Here is a 25,564-nt window from a genome sequence, read left to right as displayed (position 1 = left end):
TTGCCTCCCAAATGTACAAATTCCCGAAAAATTGAGCAATCTTTCGGGAATTTTAATTATTATTTAAGAAATTTAATTGATATTTAATAGAAGTGTGTACAGCTTTTTGGCTCCGGCAAGCACTTCATCATAACTTTCTTCCTTTACTTCCGTATCCAAAACTTCCTTGAAATTTTTCCACATTACACCGGTGTTTTCTTTATAACATCCAAAAAAATTGAAAGTTACGTTTTCAAAACCTTCTGTCTTTGAAAGCTGTTTTGCTATGACATTTCCGCCCAAAGTAGATCCTTCAATCACATACAGCATGCCCAAAGCTTCATTCTGATTTAATACTTCCACTTTTTGAGATGCCTGTTCTTTTTCCAATGAAAGATCTGACAGATCTTTTTCAATCACAGATAATTTTTTACGTTGATCGAGCTGAAGTTTTTCTGAAAAATGAGCCGACAAACTGTCAATAATTTGATTTTCAGAATTTAAAAGCATTAAATAGTTATTTCTGATGATCTTTTTATAATCATCAAAAGTAAAAGTTTTGTTGAAAATTTTGTCTGAACTAAATAGTTTTTCGGCGGCATCGTGCAGATCTGCCGTTTTTTGTTTAAGATATTCTGAAACCATTCCTAAATTTGCTAATAGAATTATATTTCAGCAAATTTAGGTTTTTGAAACGTTAAAATAAAACAAGTACCCTCATTTGTACTTTCGTAATCAACATTACCACCCAGTCTGTTCATAATTCTGTGCACAATAGACAGCCCTACTCCGTTACCTTTGAATTTTTTGGCATTGTCCATCCTGTTGAAAATCTTAAACATTTTATGCTTTTCAGTCTCAGGAATTCCGATTCCGTTGTCTTTTATGCGGTAGATAATGTAGTCTCCGTTTTCAGCACCTTCAATTTCGATGAAAGGTTTTTCGTGGCCGGAAGAATATTTTATTGCGTTGTTGATGATATTTAAAAAGACCTGATGAAGCATGGTACGGTCTGCCAAAACCTCCGGACACTGCTTTATCACAACTGTACTGTGGGGCGTGTTGTAGGTTATCTTTGCATTTTCCGTAATTTTTTCGATGGTGCTTTCCGTCTCAATTTTTTCAAGAAGAATTTCACTGTGTTTTGCACGGCTGAGCTGAAGAACATTCTGCATCATTTCTGCCATATTATCAATCTCGGAAATGATGGACTGAATCTTCTTTTTGTCTTTCTCATCAGCATTTACAAGACTTTTAAGAAGCATTTGAGCATTAAGTTTCATCACTGTAAGAGGTGTCCCAAGATCGTGAGAAATCGTGTAGGAAAAACTGTCAAGTTCCTCATTTACTTTTTTCAGCTGGTCATTCAGCTTTTTGATCATGATGTACTGTTTGTGCGAAGTACCTAAAATCAAATCCCTGATTGATTTTACGGCAATGTCGCTTTTTGAGCTCCATCTTTTTGAATTTCCAATAATATTTTCAGTAAAAACCTGAAAAGAAGTACGCGGCGAAACCGTTTTGCGGTCAATTCCGTTGAGAGACATCACTTCTATTTTTTTCTCAGGATTTCCTGCCCAGTTGATGTGCTCGTCAAATTCTTTTCTGAACCATATCAGAATTTCATTTTTACTTCTTTCAACAAAGTAAATGATAACGCCTGCTACAGTACTGTCGAGCCCCAATTCTGCACCATAATCCTTTAAAAAACTGCTGCTTATAAAAATATTATCTGAGGTATTGTCATACGCCCAGTCAACAATTTTCTGAATCGTTTCATAGGAAGGAACAATACCGTCGGTAATCTTATCAGCATCTGAAATCACTGCAAAGCCGTCTGCCTTAGGGAGATTACGAAGCTCTCTTTTATTGGATGCAAGACTTTCAAAAAGTGTATTGTATTTTAAAAATTCAGCTTTCAGAAAAGATAATTTCACATCAAGATCCATTCTGTATTCCAAATCTTTTTTAGATTTAAATGAAGAATAGGCGTTGGATGCCAAAACCGTAAAAATACCGGCCTGCACACGGTCTTCAAGATCGATGTGTTTTGCTTCCTTATTTTGACAAGTCACCAGCCCCCACAATTTATCATCAATGATAATGGAAATACTGAAACTTGATGCAGCTCCGGAATTTTTTACATACTGACCATGAATTGGCGACATCGCTCTTGCACTTGCGTAGGTAAGATTTACCGAAGATTCGATCTTGCTGATGATCGCAACAGGCTCTGAATAAACATTGCTGAAAATTCTTTTTCTCTTCTTTACATAAAGTTCCCTGGCCTGTCTCGGAATATCGTGTTCCGGATAATGTAATCCTGCGTAGCTTTCCAGAATACCGTTGTTGATTTCTGAAATGACCTTACCGGAACCATCATCCATAAATTTATAGACCATCATACGGTCATAATTGATGATATTGGAAAGCGTAGTAAGCAGCTGATCCCAAATTCCCTGATCGTTGTCTATTATGTAAAAGTTATCGTACTTATTGGTTATCCTTTTATTCGGATTATCAACTACTTTCTCAAATTCAAGAAAAATATTGCTTCCGTTTCTGAAAAGAGAAAAATGGTACTTCTTTTGATCTATAGAAATTTTATCAAAATACGTTTCGTTTTCCCTTTTTGTGTATTCTTCTATGGAATTATAGATTGCAGACTCAGATAACAGTGTGTGAATACCGGGAAAATCTGAAATCTTTTTACCTAAAAGTTGTTCTGCAACGGCAATATCGAAAATCTCACAGATGTTTTCACTGCAGAAATTAATCGTCCCGGATACGGAGCAAACGCCAATAAGGTATCCAAAACTTTGTACATGCCCAGGTATGTGAATGGGCTCTTCGTGACACTCTATGAAATTCATATCAATATTTAAAGTATCAAATATAACCAAATTTAATCTCTCTCAATTATGATTGAGATTAGTTTTCGAAATTATATCATAATTTTAATATAAGTTAAAATATATTAATTTAATCCGGAAAACTTTATTTAATTACAAATAATATAAAAAATATGAATCATTATCGGCATTCATATTAACACATAGTCACAAATTCCCTATTTTAAAACGAATACAAATTACATTGTTTTTTATACTTCTTTATCAAAATACAGCATGTAATATTTCCCTTTTTCATCCTGACCCTGCTCCAGCATCTTTCGGTCACCGTGAATGTAAATATGGAAATTTTTGTCTAATTTGATGATGCTTTTAAAATGTCTCTGCGTTTTTTTTACTGCCGCTTCACTGATTGGAAATTCCTCAGCAATATTGATTTGCATTTCCTGCTCGTAATCAGTTTTATAATTATTAAAACTTTCAATTACATGCTCGTCTTTCAGAACTTCTGCTGCAAAGTCATCTAATTTAAATTCTTCTTTTTCCTTGAAAAAATTGATAGACTGATTCAAAAAATCTGCCTGATCTGCTCTTGAAACCTCAAATTCCTGAGGAAGCTGCTTTGTGATATAATCTTTATAAACCATCAAAGCTTCCTGAGTGTGGAAATATTCGTCGTCGCGCTGTTTTACCTTCAAAAAGTCCTCAAACCAGTAATACATATCGCCGTTTTTGTTGTTGTCTACCACAGATAGTACATAGCCGTTTTCTTTTCCGTTATCGTAAATCAATGCGGCTTTGTCAATTTTAGAAAGGCTGATTCCCTGATCTTTTTCAAGCTCAAAGGTTTCATTTTTAGGAAATATTTTCAGGAAAGAATCTCTTTTTTCTGTTTTAAAAATCCCGATTTTGTGCACTTTTTCGTCGTCCTCTTTTTCGTCCTCAAAGAAAACGATGAACAATTCTCCACCCTGAACTCTTGGATTTTCTGCTGCTTCAAAAAGATGTTTTGCAATATTTTCTGCTTCCCAGAGAAACTTTTCTTTGTCCTCAAAAATTTCTGAAACAGCGCTGTACACAGGATTATTAACCAAATAAGTATCGCTGTAAAACTGATAGGTTTCTTCTGTCTTGAACGAGCCCAGAAAATAATTTTCCAGCATTTCTACCGTTCCTTCATCCAATTGCAATTCTTCCTGCGAAAGTATAAGCGATTCTCCGTTGATTTTATTTCCGACTCTGTGGACAACAATTTTTGTAAACATCAATGATTTTTTATGGAGTGCAAAGATAGAATTTTATGAAGATTTTAGCTTCATATTTTTTCAAATTAAAATTTACTTAAAAAGTGCATTTTAACATTTGATGGTATATTTTTAGCTGAAATATTTGAGCCGAAATTTTAAACAAAATGAAAGACACCAAAACATCTGTAAACCAGAAAACCGCTGCAGAATATTTAAAATTTTTCTATCCGAGACTGCGTACCGAGATTGCTGAACTGTCGCTAAAGGGCAACTTTGCAGGAATCATTCAGAGTACTGTAAATTATTTGAGAACCCTCTTACTTGAGTCAAAAACCAACATTATTGCCTACCACATCAAACTGATGGATATGATCTACAAAAAGGGAGATGAATATGTGAGAGACATTATTGAAAACATCTTTGTGCGTTCATTTTCAAGCTTCAGAAAACATGGCAAAATAAGCCAGTGGAAAGTACTTTACCAGAATATGCCTGTCAGTTTCCAACTGATTTATAATGAACAGCGAAAGCAGGACAGAATATTTTTTGGAAAATAAAAATTATAAAAATCTCCCTGAGCAGGAATGTTACGGGAGATTTTTTTTTGATTTAATCCTTATCAAATTTAATATTTTCTGATCTGCACCGCAGAAACATTTTTAATTTTAATTTTTCTGCCCGCTTTTTTCAGTAATCCCGTCTCCGAATTTCTTTTAAAAACTACAACTTTTCCAGTTCTCGTGTTCGCAACAATGATAAATTTTCCCATCTCATCCATCCCAAAAGCACGTGGATGCTTCCCTTTTGTTGACTGATAACCCACTGTTTTTAAAGTTCCATCATTTTCAATGGCAAAAATGGCGATATTGTTTTCAGAACCACGGTTTGAAGCATACAGAAACTTCCCGTCGGGAGAAATATGAATATCGGAACTTTCGAAACCTTCTTTGAATTTGTCAGAATGCGTAAAAATCCGCTGAATATTAGTTAAATTTCCTTCTTTATATTGATAAGCACTTACAGCACCTCCCATTTCTTCAATCACATAAGCAAAATTTCCGTTGGGATGAAATGTGAAATGCCTTGGCCCGCTTCCCGCAGTAGTTTTGATAAAAGGTTGGCTGCAACTCTCCAACGGCTTGTTTCTATCTTCATTAAACTGATAGCATCTGATTTTATCCGCTCCCAAATCCGGCAGAAAAACATACCTGAAATCCGGCGAAAATACTGTTGAATGGATGTGAGCTCTGTCCTGCCGCATTTTATTAACACTCCCTTCAGAAAACTGTATATTCTGAACAAAAGGCTGAATTTTCCCATCTACCAAAATCGGATAAACAGAGACGCTTCCTTCCGTGTAGTTCCCGTTTACAAGCCATTTGCCATTTTTGTGAGCAGCTAAGTATACCGGATTTTCACCACCACTTTTTTGACTGTTGATGAAAGTAAGCGATTTGTTTTTAGAATTAAATCTAAAACTGCTCACACTACCGTCTTTTTCAGTTTTACTGTCTGTGCAGGCAAAAACGTATTTTCCATCGGCAGAAAGCGTGAGAAAAGAAGGGTTTTTAATATTTCTTACAGTCGTCACTTTCGATAAACTTCCTTTAAATGTGTCTAATTCATAAACAAAAATTCCATCCTTTTCTTTATCCCAGTTAAACGAGCCAAAAAATACAAAAGTCTTTTGCCCAAATAAATTTGAGTAGAGAAAAACAACCATGCACATTAATAATGTCTTCAAAATCAACAATTTATAATTCATATTTTTGGTTACTTTCAAAGATGTGAATAAATACTATTTTTCTCTATTCAAATTAGCATAGAGAGGGCTGAAAAAGTAAAATCTTTTTCTTTGATATCAGCCAATTTTTCTTTCAGCCAGAATTTCTTCGTTCCGTTTTTTGAGGAATTCTGCGGGTCTCATACCGTTTTGCTCATAGAAAAAATTTGAAAAACTTTGTCTGTTGCTGAAGCCGCAAGCCAATGCAATGTCTTCAACAGAGTATTTTCGCCATTCTTTATGATTGTAAATTTGATCAACGGCATATTTTATCCTTAAATTATTCACATAAGTATTAAAATTACTGTCTTTAAATTCGCTCACAAACTGAGAAAAATAAGTGGCGTTGGTTTCAAATTCTGCAGCCAATCTTCCTGCGGTAATTCCTTTTTCAAGAAATCTTTTGCTTTTTTCAAACTCCTTAAATTTGTCTTTCAGGGTTTTAATGACAGCGGGATCAAGTTTTGAGCTTTTCTCAATGTTTTTTTCCTGAATCTGAATAACCTCAGGCCTCACGGAATTTAGTTCATTCAAAATATGATTGTACTTTTTCTGAAGATCTTTTTTCCTTTTAAACCAGTAAAAAACCAGCCCGCCTAAAATCAGTAAAGCAATTGACAGGATGATGACCAGTTTTTTGGCAAAACTGTTTTTGTTTTCCAGATTAGCCTTAGCCTGAAGCAAAGATTTGGTATCATATTCCCTGTGAATGCGGTCGGCAAGATATTTAAAATCATTGGTGAGAACGCTGTCTACCTTAAGGAGCTGGCGGGTGTAATACAATTCCTGCTGAGGATTATTTTCTTTTTTATAATAATCTATCAGTTCCTCATAATTTTTTCTGGTCTGCGGAAAAATGAAATGGTGTTTTTTGAAAATGGAATCAACAGCTTTGTATTGTTTTACAGCTTCTTTCAAATCGCCTTTATTCCTGTAACTCACCCCTGAATAATAATGTATCGCTGAAATCCACGAAAAATCATTCACCTTTTTCAAACCCGGAATTGATTTATTGAGATCACTTATGGCTTCTGTGTAATTTTTCTGATGAATTTCGTTGATGCCTTTGGTTTTGTAAAAATAACTTCGTTCCTGCTCAAAATCATTTGTTGCGGGGGTTTCTTTCAAACCCTGTTCTGTGTGTATGACCGCATTTTTATAATCTCCCATTGCCTGCTCACAGACGATCAGCTGGTGCAGGGAATTCAAATATCCCTTTTGGTTGTTAAATATAAGATTGGGATGAATATTTCCCGTTGTATTGGGTTTGAAAAATGCAACGCTTTTTCTAAAAATATCTGCAGCTTCATTGTAATAGCCAAGATAGCTTTTCACAACTCCAATGTAGTAGAGATTCCTGTTCTTCAGGAATGGATCATTTGAATTTTCAAGGTATTTGTATGCCTTTAAATATTCATGCAAAGCAGGTTTGAATTTTCGGTGCGTAAAATAGAAAACACTGCCTTTTGCAAGGTAAGCATTACCAATTACGTCAGGATCTTTTGAGAGTTTGGCAGCAGCAACAGCACTGTCTGCATATTGCATCTTTTTGTTGGAAGAATATTTTATGGCGTCACTGTATGCCTGAAAAAGTTCTGCATAGTTTTTATCTCTTTTTGATGATTTAATATAAATATTGATGTATGCAAAAGCGTTCTCATCATTCTCCTCAAACTGCCAGTATTTATTCCTCAACTCAGCGTAATATGCCTGCGAATAAAAAAGATGACATATAAAAAAGATAATCATGCATAAAACTTTCCCGTGCATATTAATTTTCAAAAAAAGATGTTGTACAAAAATACTTATTTTACAGATAAAATGCAGTGTTTCAAACGAAAATATCTTAAAATAAATATTTTTATAATTAATTCATTTTAAGTCTATTATATTATAATTTGGTAAAAATTTTAAAATTTTATCCGTTGGAATTTTATATTCATACCTGCATAATATTGTAACGCTGTCTTACTCTTTATAATTTAGCAAAAAAATTAATTCAGTCCTGTCTGATCTGTTGCGATAAAAAGTTTAAACAAAAATAACCATACAAAAAATTTACAGGTTTCTGATCTCAATAAATCTTTCTTTTGCGATTGAAATCTACAACCATGTTAACGATCAAATGAGTGAATTTATTTTATTTCTGGTTTTATACCTCATGACTTTGGTTGCGTGAAACAGACCAGCCGTTTATTTGGAGTGTAATTTTTCACATCGTGAAATTGCCTCAGAAGATCTTCAGTTTCGAATTTATAAAAACACAAAAACATTAAATAGAATACAGATCTTTCAGCAGACTTTTAACAATGATGGCAAATGAAAAATTCCATCAAACAGTTAAAAGTCGAAACAAAAATAACGGGAGTTTCCATTAAACTTTCATTTAACGGAAACTGTAAAAAACAGATATGGATCATTAAAAGATTTTACCAAGGGATGGTGACTTCCAGTTATCTTGGCAGGCCTCTGAGAAGCCCGCTGTCCTGAAAAAAGAATCTTTCCGGTGATCCTTATCTTTTTTTATTTCTGAACCTTTATACTTATTTCTTTGAAATTTCACGTTTAAATTCTTCATTATTTAATTCCTCAAACCATTGGGAAGGGTTTTTCCCATGATCGATGCTTACTGCAATATGCGTCATTGATTCTGTGTCTGAGCCTCCATGCCAGTGTTTTACATTTCTTGCGATTTTTATCAAATCTCCTTTTTTGATTTTCTGTACAGGTTTTCCTTCTTCCTGATGATAGCCAACGCCGTCTGTCACCAACAGTGTCTGTCCGCCGGGATGGTTGTGCCAATGCGTACGCCCGTTGGGTTCAAAAGTGACGTTGCTTACACGGGTTCCCTCATCGCTCAAAATTGCCTGATAAACCGTTCCTGTGAATTTGTCATTGGGGACCTTGTTGCCTTTGGGGAACAGCATTTCATGTTTTGGAGAAATCTGAGTTTCTGCAGTTTCATTATTTTTCTCTTTGCATGAAAGGGTGATCACAGCTAAAATAGTAAGTACTGTTGAATTTGACTTCTTCATTTAAGTTTATGATTTGGTTTATATATACAATTTAGGAATTTAGATTTAATTCTTATTTTAAATCCACTTAAAAAATCATTACTGCATAAAAATCCCCTCGCTAAAAAACGAAGGGATCATCAATATAAGTATGAAAAAAATATTTTAAGGATTCTGCTCGTATCCCGCTACCTGAATCTGAGATAATGGAATCTGATACAGATAATCGTTTGTTGTAATCGTAAAGTTGTAATTTAACTGAGCCGCAGCCTGATTGATTACCGCAACTCCTGTGTTCCAACGAACCAAATCGTGCCAGTACACTCCTTCCCCTGCAAACTCCACTCTTCTTTCCTTACGAAGCGCTGTAGTGAAATCTGCTGCAGACATTGAGGTTGGAAGCGGTGCTAAACCTGCTCTCTGACGGATTCTGTTAAGATGTGGAACTGCCTGACTTGTATTTCCCTGAGAATTTAAAATTTCTGCATACATCAAGATAACATCTGCATATCTGATAATAGGGAAATTGATTGGCCAATCGTAACGGTTGCTTAATGCAATACCTTTCTCACGGAATTTCACGAAGAAATTGGAATTATCCGGTTGTCCGTTGGTAGCGATAAAACTGGTTCTGATCGTTAACGGATAACGAAGGTCTCCAGGCTCATAACTATTGATTAATGATTGCGAAACGCCAAGTTCATTGGCAGTATACAAGCTGCTTTGCGCATTGAAAAACGGATCGGCCGAACCAAAATTCGGAGAAACGTAGCTCGGTAAATAGGATCCCTGAGATAAACCACCACCGATGTGCTGGATTTCAAAAATATGGTATTTATTGTCGTTTACACTTTTAAAAAGATCTGCATAATTCGGAGCAAAAGTAACGAACTGACCTTCACCCAAAATCACCGTAGATAGATGATCTTTCGCTTTAGCAACGTAAGAAGTGTTGTTTAAAGGAAAACCTGAGCCTGTAAGATAAATTCTTCCCAGCATTGCATGTGCAGCAGATTTTGTGATGCGGCCTTTGTTGGCATTGTCATGAATTGCCTTCAATCCACCTATGGAAGCTTCTATTTCTGAGGTGATGAATGTGTACAATGTGGCTAAATCTGTTCTTGGAATGGTAACCGCTTCTTCAGGACTCACAGGTTTCTGAACTAAAGGGACTTTCCCGAAGCAACGCATTAACTCAAAATAGGCATAAGCTCTGAGAAATTTGGTTTCAGACCTGTACTGTTCTTTTACCGTGTTGCTGGCAAAAGGAACCTCATCGATTCTTGCTAAAATATTGTTGGCGTAATTGATCTGCTGGTAGGCATCTTCCCACAGAATCTCCATTTCTTCTGTAGATGAAGTATCCTGAAAACGGTTGATAGCGTAATAATCCCTGTTTCCGTTTTGTGAAAGTGCGGTGAAGTTATTTGAACGGACTTCCGATGCCAAAAGATAAAAATTAACATCATAGCCTCCTCTTGAAGAAGAATTGATCATCGCGGAATAAACGCCCGACAGTGCCTGCTGAATCTGCAGTTCTGTGGTGTAGAAAGAAGTTTGTGTAATATTGTTTTCCGGCTCAAGCATCAGATCGTCTTCACAGCTAACTGTTCCTATTGTCAACGCTCCAAACAGCAATGCTTTACTTAAAGTTTTAAAATTAAATCTTAGCGGGAATGTATATTTTTTGTTTGTTTTCATTTTAAAAATTTTTAGAAATTAAAGTTTAGACCCATCATATAAACCTTGGCATTCGGATATGCACCATAATCGGTACCGTCTGACTGCACAGACTCAGGATTGTATCCGCCGTAGTAATTATCTTTTCTCCAGACGTTTTCCAAACTCACATAAAGTCTAAGATTGGAAATTTTCAGTTTGCTTACCAGATCCTGATCAAAGTTATAACCTAAAGTAATGTTTTTCAATTGAATATAAGTTGCGTCATATAACCATCTTGTATCCAAAAGACTTCCCGTTGTACCGTCTAATCTTGGTGTTTTACCATCGCCTGGCTCAGCATCAGAACGCCAGCGGTTTGCCCAATTGCCCATCACGTTGGTTGTAGTTCCCATACCTGGTCTATCGATTGCACGCCCAAGCAATGCGTAGCTGTATCCACCTTTCTGACCCTGGAAGAAAACAGATAAATCAAAATTCTTATATGAAAAAGTATTTGTGAATCCCCAGTAATAATCCGGAACAGGACTTCCGATAATGTGACGGTCATTCTCATCAATTTTACCGTCACCGTTGAAATCTTTGTACTTCACATCTCCCGCGATTGCTCCACTGGTTTTTGCAACTGCTGAATTGGCAATATCTGCCGACGAAAGTACTCCAATTGCATCATACAAATAGAAAGAATTCAACTCCTGCCCTACCTGGATAATGTTGGTTAAACCACTGAAACCTGTATAAATTGGTGCGTTAGAGCTTCCCAACTGTAAAACTTTGTTGTTATTAAAAGCAATGTTTCCTGATGTATTCCATTTGAAAGCACCTGTTAGGTTTTTGGTGCTTAAATCCAGTTCCAGACCTCTGTTTTCAACCGAACCCACGTTCTTCCACATGGTTGTATACCCTGTCAATGAAGGAATCGGCTGCTGAAGAAGTAAGTCGTTTGTTTTTTTAATATAGTAATCTGCTGTAAAATTGATTCTGTTGAATAATCCGAATTCAAAACCAAAATCTGAAGACTGCGTTTTCTCCCAGGTCAAATCAGGATTCGGAATTGTGTTTGGAATTAAACCATTAGACAACGCACCACCGAAAGAATAATTTCCGCCAGCAAGTGTTCCGAAAGCCCGGTACTCACCGATTGAGTTATTTCCGTTTTCTCCCCAGCTGTATCTCACTTTCAGATTGCTAAGCCAGGATTGATCTTTCAGGAAGTTTTCTTCGTCAATTTTCCATGCTCCACCGAATGCGGCAAATGTTCCCCAAAGGTTATTCCATCCGAATCTTGAAGATCCGTCTCTACGAATACTCGCAGACAACATGTATTTCTTTTTGTAATCGTAGTTTACACGTCCAAACATCGAAACCAACATCCATTCTGAAGCCGTATATTCTGAATTAAGAACTGATGCAGACTGCGTAAAGTTGAAGGTTTGTAAATCATCATTGGCAAAACCTCTGTTTCTGTTGTATTGGGAAGTAGTTCTGTAATTCTCAGCACTGTATCCGGCTATAGCTGCGATACTGTGATCTCCGAATCTTTTCTTGTAATCTAATAAAGCTTCACCCAAATATCTGTTGTAATTCACCGTTCTTCTGCTGGCGATACTCACCTGCCCTGGAATATTTGTCACGAGATTAAAGGTTGGTGTATAACCATTATTGATATTGAAATTATTGGTTGCGCCCCCCGAAATTTTGAAATTTAATCCTGGTGCAATATCATAGGACATGTACAAACTGGAAAGCAATCTGAATTCGTTCGTATTATTCGTTGTATTCTCTAGAACACCAATCGGGCTCACCGTAGAGCCTGCCCATCGGTATCTCTGATTTTTCCAGAAATTGGTGTAAAGTCCCGCAGAAAGTTCTGCAACCGGAACCATAGAAAGCATTTTATGCGCTTCATTGTCCTTTCCGTCAACAGCGGCACCGTAGCTCTTTGAATAACTGGGTCTTAATGAAATTCCCGCCTTCCATTTGGGTGAAATATTAACATCGATAACCGCACTTAAGTTAAATCTATTAAATCCGGTGTTCAATGCCAGACCTTCCTGATCAAAATAAGCTCCGGAAATTGCATATTTCACATTGTTGCTACCGCCTCTCACTGCCAACTGATAATTCTGAATAGACGCGGGACGGTAAAATGCATCCTGCCAGTCTATGTATGCCACCTTATCGGTTCCCCATCGCGGATCAACCATTGCAGTAATATTGGCAAGGTTATAATCTGTAGTATTTGCAAGATTAAAATACTGAGCTCTTTTCTCATAGCTATCGGAGGCCAAATGTCCCGGAGCAAGAGAAACCCATCTTTTGTTGATGGCTTCAGACACATAATCGATCCATTCTGTGCTCGTCATGATATCCAGCTTTTTCTCTATTGTTTGCACTCCGTAATATTGAGAATAGGTAAATGAAGGTTTTCCTGACATTCCTTTCTTGGTAGTAACGATCACAACACCGTTTGAACCACGGGATCCGTACATGGCCGTAGAAGCCGCATCTTTAAGCACGTCAATCGATTGCACATCATCCGGCGAAATATTGGCAATATCATCTACAACCATTCCGTCAACCACATACACTGGTGAGTTATTTGCAGAAATTGAAGCCGTACCACGCACCCTGATTTCAAGTGGTTCTCCAGGTTTACCTGTTGTGGAACGTGTTTTAACACCGGCAATTTGCCCTGTTAAAGCCTGATCTACTCTTGCAATAGGACGGTCTTTAAAACTTTCAACATTCACTTTTCCTACGGAACCGGTCACTTCGCCTTTCTTTTGCGAACCGTAGGCAATTACTACAACTTCCTCAATATCTTTTGTCTTGCTGTTGGGACTTGCAATGCTGTCTTTTTCCTGTGCGAAGATCAAACCTGTGGTACCGAATAAAATACCTAGAGCTACTATGGATTTCTTCATTCTCTGATTGGTGGATTATTAATTATTTAATTTTTAGTTCAGATGAAATTAAAACTGAGAAAAAGTTAAACTGCAGATACATGATATTTCTCATATTTTAATTTCCTAAATGTATAGTTATCATCAATTTCTGCTATCCTGCGGTTACCTGCCTATATCTCACAAATCCAAGACTAGCGTAACCATCTCATAATTAAAGCACTTAACAATTTATTAATTTGTATATATCAAAATATTGTGTTTGAAATGCTTCATTTGTAAACAGAAAAAATTCCCAGGTTTTCACTTGAAAGTCTGTAAGTTTAGAATAATATCTCTTTAAGCCTAAGTTCACATCTCTGAGGAAACATTTCTAAACTTTGTGAAATGACAGATTTGTATCGTAAATATGTAATTATCAACCTTAGATTATTTCGTAATTTGTAGATTAAAATTGTGATTAATACACACCAGGCTTTCCAGTTGCGAGATAATGATATATGAAGAAATGATATTGGTAATCATCATTTTTGTTTATTTACAATAATTACAATTTCGATTGTTACGTACGAAATTCATTTCTTCAAAAACACTTCCATATCATTTAAAGATTCATTTGCTGACTGATGGACAACGAATTACTATGAGTCTCTTCACAATGTTTTCATACAATATATCTCATCGTTTTCAGACCTGATGAACATCAAGGAAGGAACTTGGTAAGAGTTTTGAATACTGAAAATTACAATGAATTCTGTTTTTTGCTTTTTCGATTTGACATCATTAAAAATTACTCCCGTAAAACTTTCAGGGAAATGCAGAAACTTCTGTTATTTAAATGAACACGTTTTATTCTAAAAGAAATGTGTGGAGGCAGGCAACAGTACAATTAAATTCAGTATAATATAATTTGTGAGAATGACTGACAGGGAAATACAGATTCGGCAACAGGCATACGCATTAACACTTTGTACCATAGTGTTTATGATTGTATATAATCTTTGCACCTTGTACGCCTCTAATTTGAGCAGCGTGCCATCGTTTATTTTTGATTTTGAAAGATCAATACCATTTATCCCGTGGACGATTATACCCTACATGGCTGGAGGGCTTTTTTTCTGCCTTGTGTTTTTTTGCTGTAAAAGTAAGGAGCAGCTGAAGACATTAACTCTGAGAATGCTCTTTGTAATCTGTATTGCCGGCTTTTGCTTTGTTACAGTTCCTCTGCGATTTTCATTCGCTAAACAAGAGGTTCCAAACGCACTTTTGAACCTTCCGTTTTCTTTTTTAACACAGTTTGATTCACCATTCAACCAATCTCCTTCTTTACATATTGTTTTTGCTTTTGTATTTTGGTCAGTACTCAAAGAGGTGGACAAATGGCGCCTGTTCTTTATGATTTCACTTATTCTTGTAGGAATTTCAACATTAACAACGTATCAGCATCATTTGGTAGATATTTTGACGGGAACTGTACTTGCACATCTCAGCTTTATAGTGTTTCCTGTACGTAAGAATGATTCAAAATACATCAACAGCAGAATAGCTAATTATTATTTTCTTGCGGGATGGATTTTTATTTTGGGAACAATGTTATTATACAGTTACAGTGGTTTTGAAGCGATGATATTCTTTTTTCCTGCAATGATAACATTTGGAGTTGGTTTTTATTACAAGAAAAATAACAGCAACCCATTGTCAGTATTACTTTTAACGTTAAGACAAAACAGGCGTCCGTCTACTAAAGATTAAACTTTAAAAATGCTGAGCTTACTGTCCCAGATCATATAAAATGCTTACAACACGAATGATCAACCTTTTAAAACCTTACTGTAATCCCGAAGTTTGAATTCCTTTTTTGCTTCACCAGGTTTTCAGATATTTATAAGGCTGTGCCGAAATTCAAAATACGGATTTGCAATGCCAATTTTTTATCTGAAAGAACGGCATAGTAATGCATGAATACCAAAAATAAACTCAAAAACCAGTAACAAACTTTTTTAATATTTCATCATACCGTTTTAAACATGATAGATATTTTTTTTACTTGAATTTTACATACAGAAAAAGTAAAGTGCAACAAAATTAGTGACTGAATAAGTTGTCTAATGTAAGCTAATCACTAAAGTATATTCAGTATGTTCAAAAATACCAATCTAAATTTCCTTTTGAAATTCCCTGAACTTACGCTGGTTCCAACGTCTAACAAAAACTTTTCCTTCCTCAAAACGGTAGAAATAAGTTTCTTTTTCTCGTTCATTGGGTCTGATCATTGTAAAACATTCGCCTTCGGGAAGCTCAATAATCTCATGTATTGTATCTGCCGGAACAAAATGCGATGTACCCTCTTTTCTGTGTAGGATCTCAGAAGTGTAGGTTCCGTCTTCATGTATATGATAAATTTTTTCTACATAACTTCCTTTCAAAATATGTGTCGTAAAACTGAAAGGATGATCATGGATATGTTCATGTTGATCTTTTTCGCTGAAATGGTGAATAACCGCATCAAAAGGCAAACCTCTGAGATGATGTTTCGTAAAGACGGCGTTCATTTTTTCACGTTTACTTTTTATATTTATCATAATTTTTTCAATTTAATCATTAAAACTCCAACATTTTATTTAAATATTTTTAAAACTTCCTCCTTCCCACTATTTTGATGGTCATTGGTATTGGAATTGCAAATATCTTACTGAAATTCAACTTTTCAGGAAACTTACGGATTATTTTTCCAATTATAATTAAAGTCAAAAATATTCTTTTTAAAATTTTGTCTCATCTGAAGTTGAATATCTGATAACCATAAAGTAATATATGAAAAATCCTATAAAACAGTCTGACGAATCATTTTTTTCAGAAACCGATATTTTACCAAATGTAAAGTCGAGCATCGTAATTCCGGTGAAGGATGAAGAGAAATATATTTTAAAAACACTGGCCTCGTTTGCTGATCAAATAGATATTTTCGGTGAACCCATCAATTTACAACAATTCGAAATTCTGGTTTTAGCCAATAACTGTACAGATAATTCGGTGAATCTGATTCAACAGTTTCAAAAAAAACATCCACATCTCAACATTTATTTAGAAGAAGTGAAACTTTTACCAGGGCAGGCAAATATCGGTTATGTAAGGAGAAAACTGATGGAGTGTGCGTTTTTAAGACTTTCAAAAAATGGTGGTGGTATTATTCTAACAACAGACGGTGACACGATGGTGGCTCCGGATTGGATTTCACAAACACTTCATGAAATTGAAAATGGTGCGGAAGCAGTTGGAGGAAGAATTTTATTATCAGATGAGGAACTTTCAGGACTGGATGAATTTACACTTTTACATCATTTCAGGGACGAAAAATATCATTTGCTGATTGCCGAACTCGAAGGAAAAATTATAAATGGAAGTTTTGATTGTAATCCGCGACATCACCAGCATTTTAACGGAAGTTTTGCGATTACTACAGACTGCTATTCCCGATCAGGCGGAGTTCCCGAAGTGAAGTATCTTGAAGACTGTGCTTTTTTTGAAAGGCTGGAAGGCGTGGATGTGAGAATCCGTCACAGCCACAAAGTGAAGGTATATACTTCTGCGAGGTGCGTAGGCCGAACAGAAATTGGGCTTTCCTATCAGCTGAATGTCTGGAAAAATTTAGGAAACCATATTGAAGATTATTTTGTTGAATCCTCTGCATCCATCACTTACAGGCTTACTCAAAAACGAAATCTCAGAACTTTATGGGATCTGAAAAGCCCAACAGAGTCAGATTTTCAGAAATCGATGAAAGAAATTGCCCCTGAAATTATTGTAAACAGCGAAATATACAGATCTTTTCTTCAGGATCATTATTTTGGTGAATGGTATAAGAAGGTGATGCAGTTAAAAAGAATTACAGGCAGAAATAGATTTCCACCTGTACAAATTGATATTGCAATTAAAGATTTACAGACTAAAGTTCAGGAATTTTCGGGCTGCGATCTTGCCCAGACATCAATTCTGTAAGTTTCTGCACGGTCGGAAAAGACATTTTTCATTCTGTCTCTCATTAATTCTTCAAATGTATCATGAACCTCGTCACCGGTTTGTGGATAATCGTGCACTTCAGGCAACCAATGTACTAACACGATATTTCCTTTTGACTTCAATTTGTCAAATAAGATTCCAATGGCAGACTGCCAGTCTTCCGGAGAAAGATAATAAGCAACCTCGGAAATCATGATCAGATCATATTGATCTTCGGGAAGTTCCTGCGGAAAACTCATTTTTTCGAAACTAACATTTTTTAAATTTTCACATCGTTTTTGAGCCATGTCCAAAGCTTTCTGTGAAACGTCTGTTGCCAATAGCTGAATGCTTTTCTCTGCAAGCAACTGCGTCAGAACCCCGATGGAGCAACCAATTTCCAATACATTTTCATAGTGTTTTTTGGGAAGTGCTGCGATGGTAGCTGCGTATTTTTTAGCTTCATACTCGCTTTTTTCAAAGTTCCAAGGGTCTTCGTTGGCTTCATAGACTTTTTTGAAGTATTCTGAATCTAAAGATTGTTTTTCATTCATTATTTTGATATAAAAAAAGTTTCGTAGGGAACATTAAACTGACTGAGCATTTCCTGAGAAAGCTGAAATCCTTCGGGATCATCGCTAATCATACCGTTAATCTGCGAACGGTGTTGTGAAATAGCTTCCTGTTTCTGAGCAAGCACACTGCTGATATTTAAACGGAAAGGCATTGTTTCATCCTGAGCTGGTTTATCTCCTTCTTTACCTAATTCCTTAAGCCAGATTGGATATTCATATATTTTTGCATTCGAAGTTTCCGAAGCGTTAATCAACTGAAAAGCGGCCTGATGATCAGGGTGCGGATCTCTTCTCCATGGGACAAAAATACTTTGCGGCTGAATCATTCCCATCATTTTTGAAATACTATTTACTGCATTTTCAAATCCTTCATGATGAATTGATGGAACATTTCTGTCTTTATATCTGCAAAAAATAATGTTTTCGGCCGGTACACCGAGAATTTCAGATGCATCAAGCAATTCCTTTTCACGTAAATCTCTCAGTCTTTCAGCGGGGTGTTCTTTACTGTTGGGATGTGATAAAGTACCGTCGCTAAGCAGAAGAATATATACATTTTGCCCAAATTTGCGAAGCAGTGAAATCACGCCGCCACAACCTAAACTTTCATCATCTGCATGCGGAGCCACAATGAGCGTCGTTCCAAATCCTGTTACGCACTGCTCCGGCGCTAATGGTATATTTTCAAAATTGTTTTGAATCATTTTCTATTTATTTAAATTTAAATTCCAGATTTCCCCTGAACTGATATCTGACTGTAAAATATATTTTCCAACATCTGCCAATACCGCATCCGGTGCCGGCTGACGAAGATAAGTGCTCAGATCACGGATGATCCTTTCAAAATGATAAGGTTTATTGAGGCCACGTGCGCCAACACATTTCTGACAAAGGTTAATCACTTCAGTACAAATCTGTTCGATTGCAGTTCGCATCATATTGGCATACATGATAAAGTTTTCACCTTCAGAAACTGTCGGATTTTCCATATACCGATCAAGTTTCAAAGCAGAAGCGTTTAACCATTGATTTCCGGATTCTACGGCAATAGCCATTTGTCCCAAACGCATTTTTTGAAACGGATCATCAGTTCTGTTTAAACTTTTGAGATATTTTTTTGTTTCATCTAAAAGTTGCTCCGCCGCACCCAGCTGAACAGCCGCAAAACGTATCGCACCACCACTGAAACCGGGCTGCTGATAATATTCACCCGCAGATCCCAGGAGATTAATTTTGGAAATTTGTGCTTTAGAGAATGTCATTTTAAAACTTCTGCTCGCTTTCATTCCCATCGGATCCCACCATGTTGAATCTTTCGTTACGGTAATCTCATCCAAAGGAACCACGCACATTTGCCATGATCCATCTTTTCTGGCAGCGGTTACAATCGGTCGAGAAACATAATCTGTTCCGGTTGCAAAGGTTTTTGAACCACTCAAATGAAAAGTGTCTTTTTTTACCTTGGTAAGAAATGTTCCGTCCTGCGCCTGAGTATTCCAGACGCCGAAAAGCTTACCATCAAAAGCGTCTTCAGTAAAATTCTTTTTTTGCCTGTGCGTACCAAACTGGTTGATTAAAATCTGTGCATTGATGTGACCTTCCAGCACCCTTCCCATCACCAGATTTCCCCTGCCAATGTTTTTGAGAATAGTGAGCAACGCCAGATTGGTTCCGGATTTCAGACCTAAATTCTGTCCGCCATAATTTTTGGAAATGCTTGCCGTTAAGAGATTCGCAGATTTTATTTTATCCAAAGTCTCTTCGGGAAAGAATTTTACAGAATCTGTTTCTGCAGCTTCGACCTGTGATGAATCTCCTATCGTTTTGGCAGAACTGATTAATTCTGCCAAATCTGATTTGTGCTTTTTATCGTGTTTATTTTTCAAATTTAATTTTTATAAAAATCAATACTGATGAACAGCCGCTTCTTTGCCGAATCTTTTCAATGTGATAAAATGCGAACGCAGTGCAGACAAAAAACTCTTGTTTTCGTTGTAAGGCAAATTGAATTCCAATGCTGTCTTTTTTACAATTACTGAAATCTCACCGTAATGAATGTGGCAAACTTTTGGAAACAAATGATGCTCAATCTGTCTGTTGAGTCCGCCGAGAAAAAAGGCTGCGATTTTATTGTGGGTGGCGAAATTTGCCGTTGTGCGCATCTGATGCTCGGCCCAGGCCTCCTCGATATATCCTTTGTCATCAGGAACAGGAAAATCTGTACCCTCAACCACATGTGCAAGCTGAAAAACGAGTCCCATCGTCAATCCTTCGGCAATATGCAAGAGTAAAAATCCTATCAGAAACTGCCACCATGTGATATCCAAAACCAAAAGAGGTAAGATGATAAAGAGAAAATAATACAATGCTTTATAAAAGAATAAATTAAAATACTCCAGCTTAGGGTGTCTGTTTTGATGAGACCCTATTTTTTTCTGGAAAAACTTAAGATAATCTTTACGGAAAACCCATGACAACGAAGCAAGACTGTAAAGCGGAAATGCATACCAGTGCTGGAACCTCTGAATGGAATTCACCTCATCTTCTTCAGCAATTCTGATAAGTCCGGGTGCAACTATAATATCCTCATCGTGCCCGGGAATATTAGTGTACGTATGGTGAACTATATTGTGGGTAATACTCCAGACGTAAGGATTGGCTCCGATCAGATTAAAAATAAAACCGAACATTTTGTTTACTTTTTTGTTTCCTGATAGTGAACCGTGAATAGCGTCATGACAAACATTGAAGCCTACAAAAGCACTGAACATTCCGAGTAAAACAGATAGCGGAATCAGCGACCAGAGCGGTGTCAGTCCTGAAATAATCACAAGATAAATTCCTGTGAATCCTGTTAAAAAGAAAGCTGTTTTGCGCCACATTGGAGCATTTGCATGCTGACTGAGCTGCTGCTGACTGAAAAATAAATCCACCCTGCTTCTTACGGTAGCATAAAAACGTGAGTTGGAAGAAGATGAAAATTTGACTTTTTGTGACATAACCTATCGTACTTGATCAACTTTTCGCGAACAAACAGATGTGCTAAGACTGGTAGTTGGAATAAGGAGAAAGTTAAAGTATACCGGCAAACTACCGGAATTTATCTGCATAATGCAATAATCATTCCCACTTATACTCCAAAAAAATGATTTCCGTCTTATCAATTCAATTCTCTTTTATTTAATTTAAAAAAAGAGAATTCAGGCGTTCTGAAGATGGAAAATTTTTCAAAACTAATAAAAATCTGTATGAATTTAGAGATGATATTTAAACCTTTAAAAATTTAATGTATATCCGTAATTCGTAATAATTTCGTATATTTATCTGTAATTTAAATAATTAGATGGATATATTTAGCTTTACCGCTCATTTTGGGACAGAGGAAGATTGCAGAATTCATTTTAAGAAACAGAGAGATAAGATTGGCGTGGCATGCAAATGTGGTCATAAAGAACATTTCTGGATTAAGAGCATTTGGAGCTACGAATGCAAAAAATGCCGTAAAAGGACTTCTTTGAAAAGCGGCACCATTATGCAGAACTCTAATCTTTCATTTTTAATTTGGTATAAGACAATGTTCTTAATGAGCGTTACAAAAAAAGGATTTTCGTCTAAAGAAATTCAGAAGCAATTGGGATTGAAACGCTATGAGCCTGTTTGGGCAATGGTTCATAAGCTAAGAAAAGCAATGGGAACACGGGACGAAAAATATACTTTAGAAGGAATGATTGAATTTGATGAAGGCTATTTTACAGTAGAATCCAGTGAGATTGAGCAGGAAAAAGGAGTCCGCGGCAGAGGTGCAGCGGGCAAACAAAATGTTGCTGTAATGGCCGAATCTACGCCTTTGGAAAATATAGAGACTGGTGAAAAATCAAAATCCTGCAGATACTTTAAAGCTAAAGTTTTAGAAACGCATCTTTCCCTTGAAATCAACGAAACCATTAAGGAATCGATCGATAATCAAAGTATTGTTTTCACTGATAAAAGTACCTCGTACGTTGATATCTCTGATTTTGTAGAGCTTCATATCACAGAGAAATCGGATAAAGAAACCACAAATGAAACCTTAAAATGGGTTCATATTACCATTAGTAATGCAAAACGGAATTTATTGGGAAATTATCATAAAATCAAAAGAAAATACCTTCAACTGTATTTAAATGAATTTATCTACAAACTAAATCGGAGATATTTCGGCGACCAACTCTTCGAAAGGCTCATTATTGCTAATATTACAGCGGTATGATTAAAAACGGATATACATTAAAAATTTAAATGAAATATATTAACCAAAAAGATTTTACAGTGCAAAGTTCTGATTAAATGGATTTAATGCAAAAAAAGTGCTCCAAAAAAAAGGAGCACTGTACAAAGATCATGTAGGCTTAAAAAATGATGATATTTGGTGATCATCGTTATTTTTCTGTTGTTATTTCCAGTAACTCCAGTTTGCACCATCGTAAACAGCAAGTGTATTGGATGCAGTATCAAAAACAATTGTACCTGCGATGGCACCTATCAAAGCACTATGAGGATTGCTCACTTTTGGTAAAACCAGAGCTTTTGTAGTAGATTCCAGAACTAAAGCACCAGACTTAGTACTGCTGCTGTTGCCCATCACTACGCCGTTGTTTCCAATTACATCAGCTCCCGCATTGGAAAATGTGTGCGAAATTCCAGGAATGCTGTTGTTGCTAAGGCTTGTCCAATTTCCATTTACACCTTGATTTTTATCTTCTTTTACCTTTAAAACTTTATCATTAATATCAAATATAAAAGTTCCGCCTGGAGCGCCAGTAGATGATGTAACCTGAGGAACAATAATTCCTTTTGCCTCATTGCTGAATTCAAGCAATACGCTGCTGTTGGTAATAGAAGTTGTTCCGATGCCTATCTGTGCAGATAAAGCAGTTGCATTGAATACTAAAAGAAGTATTGCTGCAGCATTTTTAAATTTTTTCATTTTTTCTTTTTTAATTATCATCAATTGCGTTTATTCTTCGTTGCATGCACGGGTAATACTGCTCCATCCCAATCTTGAAGTGTCTACTGCTGGTGTATTGCCTCTGTAGATCTGTACAGACTGTAAAGTGGTGTTGTAGATCATCATTCCTACTACAGGCACCAAAGCATTTCTTTGCGTTGTTGTCATGTGGGTTATTACAAAACCTTTGCTGTCAGAATCCATAACTATGTGTCCATTCGGAACATTTTTTGGCCATGAAGGAAGCGATATATTCTTTTTTGTGAGAATTCCCATTTTAGCAAAACCGGCAGGTGTTCCTAAAGCTCCGGGCTTTACACATGGCAGTCTGTAGATGCCAAAGTCTTTATTCTGAACCGGAAAATTTCCGACCTGAATATTCATCATGGCAGATGCCTGGCCATCACTGTTGCCCACCACCTGATATCCCGCGGGAATAATTAAATTAATAGAGTAATCTCCCTGTACAACATTGTTAAATGCATAATAACCATTAACATCCGTGATCGTTGAAGACACCGTATTTCCTGCACTGCTGTTAAGAACTACCGTTGCGTTCTGATATGATGTTCCATTAGGAACCCCACCATTATTGTCATTAAAAACAGTACCGCTGATTGGTAATCTCAAGTTAATTGACCCTTCGTTATAAGCAGTAAAAGACAAATCGCTCTGCCCGGAAAATTCCTGTACAAATGTTTTTACCAAACCGGCATTGGCACTTGTAATACCAAGATCTGCCCAGTCCAGCGTGACCACTCTCACATCTCTTGTATTGTTGGTGTCATTTGGTCCTACAACATTATTATACGTTGGCGGATTTACGTTGGCGTTGTAAAACTTCCATCTGAAAAGTCCCAAACTCTGTATGGTGGATAAATCTACAGTGTATTGACTACCAACAATATTGCCTGCCGCGTCTTTAAACATGTAATGATCCTGAACATTACTGATCTGTCCCATCTGGGTAATCACCAAATCGGGAATCCCATCGCCGATGGAGGAAAGTGTAATACCGTCAATCTGATAATTGATCTCTGCACTCACAGGAAAATTAAAGATTGCAGATCCTATATCCAGACCCTTTACCCCATCCCTTAGATACTGAGCTATAGGAAGGCTGACAGGAATCGGACTGATATTACCTGAGCCCCCGTACATTTTCCCAACTCCGATGTACGTTCCGTCGGTAGGGTTAGGATTGGTGGCGATAGGCAATGCTGTAAAATTCCCTGGTGAAAATGTAATTCCATGTGTTGTAAGTACATTATCATTTACGCCTGTTGAGTAAACCGTTGAACCAACTTCAAAGGCCAACAGGTTATGACTGTTATCAGGAATCGTGGCACCGGAAACCATGCTTTCCCAGAAACCGTTAAAATCGGTGTAGATTTTACTTGCGGTGACCTGCGCAAAAAAAACGCCTGGGCAAAAGCAAATCGATAAAAGAATAATTCTTTTTTTCATTATAGATGTATAAAATGGGTTATAATCAGCGGATATGCTGACTGCTTGTTTAAATGAATTATAGAGACACGGGTTTGCATCACACCTAATCAGAAGTGCATAAGAACATTAGTTCATGACACATTGATTAATGAGCAATTTTTTATAACAGCTTCTAAAAACTATTAGAAAGCCGTTTCGTTTTGCAGACGCAACCTGAAGAAAATTAAACTAGAAATAAGTTCTGTGGCAGGATACCCGAATTGCTACCAAGGGCTTAAAGGATTTTTCAGACCTTGACATGTAATAGATGTCAATGGAAATTGTATTGAGATTAAAAAACAGTGTTGATAAAAACTTTTCAGTTTTTTTGATACACGTTTGATAAAATCCGGAATCAAAATTCTGGTTCAGTATTTTATTAGAAGTCATTTCTTTTTTTTGTGGTGTGTTCGTAGATTATTTTAACTTAAGGAAAATTATGCCGTTTTAGCAGATTTATACTAAACGTGGTATGCTTTAACAATAAAACTTATTTTATCAGTTTATTTTTAATCTTATCGATAAATTCACTTAATAACGATCAACCCTGACGCTTGCGTAATTATGTTGAAAATTAACGAAACGTTACGTAATTCAGTGATTCAACCATAAAATGCTTACCAAATGATTAATTTACTTTAAAAATTAAACTTCTAAATCAGATTGCAGTCTTAATGGTCAATACAAATTCAGATATTTATTATTATCAGCAATCCTGATTAAGGAAAAATTATCATTTACCAGATTTTTATTGATAAACTTCAGAGCCCAAGAAAAACCTAAAGACAATCGTGATAATTTATTATGTTGCTGCATCTTTTATCTGACAACATGAAAGAAAGCTTCAGAAAAATGATTCAATTTCATTTACATCAACGAAAACTGATTTTTACCATTTCTTCGAAAAAAAAAATAATCAAATCTAAAATCTACTGTTGCAATTTACCTATGCATTACTTATTCAATCTGATGTTCATCATAATCGAATTGGTTGAAAGATAAAATATACCACAACCGTATTCATTTCTGACATGATTTCAAAACGGTACACTTT

General features: G+C 36.2%; 19 protein-coding genes. 4 read left to right on the top strand and 15 right to left on the bottom strand.

Going from position 1 to position 25,564, the window contains the following annotated elements; genetic code table 11:
• Positions 1-72: 72 nt before the first annotated feature.
• The 3 genes from NG809_RS15915 to NG809_RS15905 form a co-directional block, all read right to left on the bottom strand.
• Positions 73-624, bottom strand: a complete 552-nt coding sequence (locus NG809_RS15915) for a biliverdin-producing heme oxygenase (RefSeq protein WP_262152254.1) — start codon at positions 622-624, stop codon at positions 73-75.
• 20 nt (positions 625-644) lie between these two features.
• Positions 645-2,852 (bottom strand): ATP-binding protein, encoded by a 2,208-nt coding sequence (locus NG809_RS15910; RefSeq protein WP_262152253.1) that lies wholly within the window; start codon positions 2,850-2,852, stop codon positions 645-647.
• Positions 2,853-3,082: 230 nt separating this feature from the next.
• The gene (locus NG809_RS15905) at positions 3,083-4,096 is read right to left on the bottom strand and encodes a nucleoid-associated protein (RefSeq protein WP_262152252.1); all 1,014 of its coding nucleotides are present in this window, start codon (positions 4,094-4,096) and stop codon (positions 3,083-3,085) included.
• A 146-nt stretch (positions 4,097-4,242) separates the two neighbouring features.
• Here NG809_RS15905 and NG809_RS15900 point away from each other — a divergent pair, with 146 nt between their 5' ends.
• Entirely contained in the window at positions 4,243-4,635 is a 393-nt protein-coding gene (locus NG809_RS15900; protein ID WP_262152251.1) for a DUF7674 family protein, read from the top strand.
• 68 nt (positions 4,636-4,703) lie between these two features.
• Here the strand turns inward: NG809_RS15900 and NG809_RS15895 are convergent, their stop codons facing one another.
• The 5 genes from NG809_RS15895 to NG809_RS15875 form a co-directional block, all read right to left on the bottom strand.
• Complete coding sequence (locus NG809_RS15895) at positions 4,704-5,822, bottom strand: lactonase family protein (RefSeq protein ID WP_317619153.1); 1,119 nt, start codon at positions 5,820-5,822, stop codon at positions 4,704-4,706.
• A gap of 117 nt (positions 5,823-5,939) precedes the next feature.
• On the bottom strand, positions 5,940-7,610 hold the full coding sequence (locus NG809_RS15890; RefSeq protein ID WP_262152249.1) for a helix-turn-helix domain-containing protein: 1,671 nt from the start codon (positions 7,608-7,610) through the stop codon (positions 5,940-5,942).
• Between the two features lie 794 nt (positions 7,611-8,404).
• Positions 8,405-8,896, bottom strand: coding sequence for a cupin domain-containing protein (locus tag NG809_RS15885; RefSeq protein WP_262152248.1), 492 nt, complete (start codon positions 8,894-8,896; stop codon positions 8,405-8,407).
• A gap of 144 nt (positions 8,897-9,040) precedes the next feature.
• Positions 9,041-10,576: a RagB/SusD family nutrient uptake outer membrane protein gene (locus NG809_RS15880; protein ID WP_262152247.1), complete on the bottom strand. Its 1,536-nt coding sequence runs from the start codon at positions 10,574-10,576 to the stop codon at positions 9,041-9,043.
• Positions 10,577-10,587: 11 nt separating this feature from the next.
• Complete coding sequence (locus NG809_RS15875) at positions 10,588-13,482, bottom strand: SusC/RagA family TonB-linked outer membrane protein (protein WP_262152246.1); 2,895 nt, start codon at positions 13,480-13,482, stop codon at positions 10,588-10,590.
• Between the two features lie 897 nt (positions 13,483-14,379).
• Between NG809_RS15875 and NG809_RS15870 the strand changes: the two genes are divergently transcribed.
• Positions 14,380-15,213, top strand: a complete 834-nt coding sequence (locus tag NG809_RS15870) for a phosphatase PAP2 family protein (protein WP_317619152.1) — start codon at positions 14,380-14,382, stop codon at positions 15,211-15,213.
• Positions 15,214-15,617: 404 nt separating this feature from the next.
• On the opposite strand, the gene NG809_RS15865 is transcribed toward NG809_RS15870, so the two are convergent.
• Positions 15,618-16,043, bottom strand: coding sequence for a hypothetical protein (locus NG809_RS15865; RefSeq protein ID WP_262152245.1), 426 nt, complete (start codon positions 16,041-16,043; stop codon positions 15,618-15,620).
• 232 nt (positions 16,044-16,275) lie between these two features.
• Between NG809_RS15865 and NG809_RS15860 the strand changes: the two genes are divergently transcribed.
• Positions 16,276-17,460: a glycosyltransferase gene (locus NG809_RS15860; protein ID WP_262152244.1), complete on the top strand. Its 1,185-nt coding sequence runs from the start codon at positions 16,276-16,278 to the stop codon at positions 17,458-17,460.
• Here the strand turns inward: NG809_RS15860 and NG809_RS15855 are convergent.
• From NG809_RS15855 to NG809_RS15840, 4 genes are read right to left on the bottom strand one after another with little or no spacing between them, the layout of a single operon-like run.
• On the bottom strand, positions 17,415-18,014 hold the full coding sequence (locus tag NG809_RS15855; RefSeq protein ID WP_262152243.1) for a class I SAM-dependent DNA methyltransferase: 600 nt from the start codon (positions 18,012-18,014) through the stop codon (positions 17,415-17,417). The genes NG809_RS15860 and NG809_RS15855 overlap by 46 nt on opposite strands.
• The gene (locus NG809_RS15850; protein ID WP_262152242.1) at positions 18,014-18,739 is read right to left on the bottom strand and encodes a PIG-L deacetylase family protein; all 726 of its coding nucleotides are present in this window, start codon (positions 18,737-18,739) and stop codon (positions 18,014-18,016) included. Before NG809_RS15850 ends, NG809_RS15855 begins: the two co-directional genes overlap by 1 nt.
• 3 nt (positions 18,740-18,742) lie before the next feature.
• A complete protein-coding gene (locus tag NG809_RS15845; RefSeq protein ID WP_262152241.1) occupies positions 18,743-19,921 on the bottom strand; it encodes an acyl-CoA dehydrogenase family protein in 1,179 nt (392 codons plus the stop codon).
• A gap of 18 nt (positions 19,922-19,939) precedes the next feature.
• Complete coding sequence (locus tag NG809_RS15840) at positions 19,940-21,034, bottom strand: fatty acid desaturase family protein (protein WP_262152240.1); 1,095 nt, start codon at positions 21,032-21,034, stop codon at positions 19,940-19,942.
• Positions 21,035-21,378: 344 nt separating this feature from the next.
• Between NG809_RS15840 and NG809_RS15835 the strand changes: the two genes are divergently transcribed.
• A complete protein-coding gene (locus NG809_RS15835; protein ID WP_262147160.1) occupies positions 21,379-22,284 on the top strand; it encodes an IS1595 family transposase in 906 nt (301 codons plus the stop codon).
• Between the two features lie 183 nt (positions 22,285-22,467).
• Here NG809_RS15835 and NG809_RS15830 read toward each other — a convergent pair whose 3' ends face one another.
• On the bottom strand, positions 22,468-23,001 hold the full coding sequence (locus tag NG809_RS15830; protein ID WP_262152239.1) for a hypothetical protein: 534 nt from the start codon (positions 22,999-23,001) through the stop codon (positions 22,468-22,470).
• 30 nt (positions 23,002-23,031) lie between these two features.
• Positions 23,032-24,489, bottom strand: coding sequence for an SdrD B-like domain-containing protein (locus NG809_RS15825; protein ID WP_262152238.1), 1,458 nt, complete (start codon positions 24,487-24,489; stop codon positions 23,032-23,034).
• Between the last annotated feature and the right edge of the window lie 1,075 nt (positions 24,490-25,564).

This window comes from Chryseobacterium foetidum, assembly GCF_025457425.1.
Taxonomy (GTDB): Bacteria; Bacteroidota; Bacteroidia; order Flavobacteriales; family Weeksellaceae; genus Chryseobacterium; species Chryseobacterium foetidum.
Note: the sequence above shows the minus strand (reverse complement) of the source record. Positions and strands in the feature narration are given on the sequence as shown.

Excerpts from the sequence above, each read along its gene's own strand:
- NG809_RS15885 (WP_262152248.1), bottom strand. The coding sequence starts at position 8,896 with ATGAAGAAGTCAAATTCAACAGTACTTACTATTTTAGCTGTGATCACC.
- NG809_RS15875 (WP_262152246.1), bottom strand. The coding sequence starts at position 13,482 with ATGAAGAAATCCATAGTAGCTCTAGGTATTTTATTCGGTACCACAGGT.
- NG809_RS15835 (WP_262147160.1), top strand. The coding sequence starts at position 21,379 with ATGGATATATTTAGCTTTACCGCTCATTTTGGGACAGAGGAAGATTGC.
- NG809_RS15825 (WP_262152238.1), bottom strand. The coding sequence starts at position 24,489 with ATGAAAAAAAGAATTATTCTTTTATCGATTTGCTTTTGCCCAGGCGTT.
- NG809_RS15880 (WP_262152247.1), bottom strand. The coding sequence starts at position 10,576 with ATGAAAACAAACAAAAAATATACATTCCCGCTAAGATTTAATTTTAAA.
- NG809_RS15830 (WP_262152239.1), bottom strand. The coding sequence starts at position 23,001 with ATGAAAAAATTTAAAAATGCTGCAGCAATACTTCTTTTAGTATTCAAT.
- NG809_RS15905 (WP_262152252.1), bottom strand. The coding sequence starts at position 4,096 with ATGTTTACAAAAATTGTTGTCCACAGAGTCGGAAATAAAATCAACGGA.
- NG809_RS15840 (WP_262152240.1), bottom strand. The coding sequence starts at position 21,034 with ATGTCACAAAAAGTCAAATTTTCATCTTCTTCCAACTCACGTTTTTAT.
- NG809_RS15860 (WP_262152244.1), top strand. The coding sequence starts at position 16,276 with ATGAAAAATCCTATAAAACAGTCTGACGAATCATTTTTTTCAGAAACC.
- NG809_RS15915 (WP_262152254.1), bottom strand. The coding sequence starts at position 624 with ATGGTTTCAGAATATCTTAAACAAAAAACGGCAGATCTGCACGATGCC.
- NG809_RS15900 (WP_262152251.1), top strand. The coding sequence starts at position 4,243 with ATGAAAGACACCAAAACATCTGTAAACCAGAAAACCGCTGCAGAATAT.
- NG809_RS15910 (WP_262152253.1), bottom strand. The coding sequence starts at position 2,852 with ATGAATTTCATAGAGTGTCACGAAGAGCCCATTCACATACCTGGGCAT.
- NG809_RS15890 (WP_262152249.1), bottom strand. The coding sequence starts at position 7,610 with ATGATTATCTTTTTTATATGTCATCTTTTTTATTCGCAGGCATATTAC.
- NG809_RS15865 (WP_262152245.1), bottom strand. The coding sequence starts at position 16,043 with ATGATAAATATAAAAAGTAAACGTGAAAAAATGAACGCCGTCTTTACG.
- NG809_RS15855 (WP_262152243.1), bottom strand. The coding sequence starts at position 18,014 with ATGAATGAAAAACAATCTTTAGATTCAGAATACTTCAAAAAAGTCTAT.
- NG809_RS15870 (WP_317619152.1), top strand. The coding sequence starts at position 14,380 with ATGACTGACAGGGAAATACAGATTCGGCAACAGGCATACGCATTAACA.
- NG809_RS15850 (WP_262152242.1), bottom strand. The coding sequence starts at position 18,739 with ATGATTCAAAACAATTTTGAAAATATACCATTAGCGCCGGAGCAGTGC.